Genomic DNA, 1,787 nt, shown 5'->3' on the forward strand with positions numbered 1-1,787 from the left:
GCGTCGTGGGCGACGCGGCCCTGCGCCGCTCCCCCCGGCACGGGTGGGTGCCCGGCGGGCACTGGGACGCGGCGCTCCGCGGCCCGGCCGCGGCGGTCGCGGGCCTGCTCGGCGCGACCGGCGCGTTCCCGGACCCGGCGCCCTACGTGTTCTCGACGCAGCTCGGCCACGAGCTCGCGCTGCACGGCCTGCCCGGCGCGGACGACGAGGTGCTGCTCCGCGGGGACCCAGCCGGCACCGCCGACCCCGACCCCGCTGCCGGGTGGTCCGCGCTGTGGTTCGCCCCCGGGACGGACACGCTCACGGCGGTGCTGTCGGTGGACCGCCCGCGTGACGTCGGCGGGGCGCGCCGCTTGCTCGCCGGGGCGACGCTCCCGGTCCTGGACCGGGCTCGCGCGGCGGACCCGGCGGTCCCGCTCGCCCGCACCCTCGCGGGCTGAGGGGCTCAGCCCGCGGTCAGCGCCCGCAGCCGCTCGACCGACGCCCGGGCGGTGGCCAGCCACTCGTCCTCGCCGGTCTCCGCCCACAGCTCGTAGAGCTCGGACGTCTCGGGGTCGCTGAGCACCCGGTCGGACTGCTCCAGCAGCCACGTGGTGCGCTCCGGCGTGAGGTGCGCGGCGAACGCCGGGACGACGGTCTCCTCCTCGAGGACCGGGGCGTGCGGGGCGCCGTGCACGGCGAGCGTGAGCTCGACCAGCGCCAGCGCGGCCTGGCCGCCGTCGGCCTCCACGTACTCGTCGTCCTCGAAGTACGGCTCGACGCCGGCGAACGTGAAGTCGCCGTGCCGGATCGACGCGACCAGGTCGCCCGCTCCGTCGCTGTCGAACGGTCCCGCTCCCCAGGTGCCCATGGGGCCCGACGGTACCCAGCCGACCGCCAGGCGACAAGGGCGCGACCTCGCAGGTCAGCCCTCCGCCGTCGCCCCCTCCGCCGCACCCTCCGTCGCGGCGTCGGTCGCCCCGTCCGTGGCACCGTCCGTCGCGCCGGCGGCGGCCGCCGCCTCCTCGGAGAGCCGCGTCGACACCTCCTCGACGAACGCCAGCAGCGCGTCGGCGTCATCCACCGCGCCGGTGTACTCCTCCCCGCCGACGAGCAGCACGGGGCTGGTGCTCACGGCCCCGACGTCGAAGGGCACCGCGTCGGCGGCGCGGTCGGTGACCTCGGCGGCCCAGTCGGTGAAGTCGCCGCCGGTGACGCAGTCGGCGACGGCGGTGCCCGTGACACCCGCGTCCTGCACCAGCGTCACGAGGTCGTCGGGGTCGAGCCCGTCGGCGTCGAGGTCGGGCTGCGCGGCGAGCAGCGCGGAGTGCACCGCGAGCGCCGAGTCGGGCGCGGTGTCGGCGACGCACCCGAGGGCCCCGGCGGCGCGCGCCGCGTACCCCTGCGCCGTCCCGCCGTCGGAGTCGCCCGCGAGCGCGAGGGGGTGCACCTCCAGCGTGGCGTACCCGGCGGTGACCCACTCCTGGATGGCGGAGCCGTTGGCGGTCCACAGCGCGGCGGCGTCGGGCGAGCGGTAGTCGACGTAGAGGACGAGGTCGAGCACCCCGGAGGTGCGGTCCACGACGGTGGCGGTGGGCTGCTCGCCCCCGTCGAGCGCGGTCGTGCGCGCGGCGCTGATCGCGGTGCCGTCGCCGGAGAGCACGATCCCGTCGGAGCGGGTGTTCGCCGGGCCCACCTGCGCGGCGCGGGCGGACGCCTGCACGGCGAGCACGGCGACGACGGCGACCGCGACCGCGCCGAGCCCGGCGGCGGTCCAGCCGAGCCGCCGGTTGCGGCGCCGCCGCCGG

Annotated in this window: 3 protein-coding genes; 1 reads left to right on the plus strand and 2 read right to left on the minus strand. The window is 78.4% G+C overall.

All coding sequences use genetic code 11. The features are described 5' to 3' along the window. A partial coding sequence (locus EBM89_RS20550) for an oxidoreductase C-terminal domain-containing protein (protein WP_305038158.1) occupies positions 1–440 on the plus strand: 440 nt, incomplete at its 5' end. 5 nt (positions 441–445) lie between these two features. Here EBM89_RS20550 and EBM89_RS20555 read toward each other — a convergent pair. Beyond that, positions 446–850 carry a DUF4259 domain-containing protein gene (locus EBM89_RS20555; RefSeq protein WP_122151405.1) on the minus strand — a complete coding sequence of 135 codons (405 nt, stop codon included), beginning with the start codon at positions 848–850 and terminating at the stop codon, positions 446–448. Positions 851–904: 54 nt separating this feature from the next. Next, a partial coding sequence (locus tag EBM89_RS21670; protein WP_122151406.1) for a DsbA family protein occupies positions 905–1,787 on the minus strand: 883 nt, incomplete at its 5' end.

Origin of the sequence: Cellulomonas triticagri (assembly GCF_003696205.1) — a bacterium.
Taxonomy (GTDB): domain Bacteria; phylum Actinomycetota; class Actinomycetes; order Actinomycetales; family Cellulomonadaceae; genus Cellulomonas; species Cellulomonas triticagri.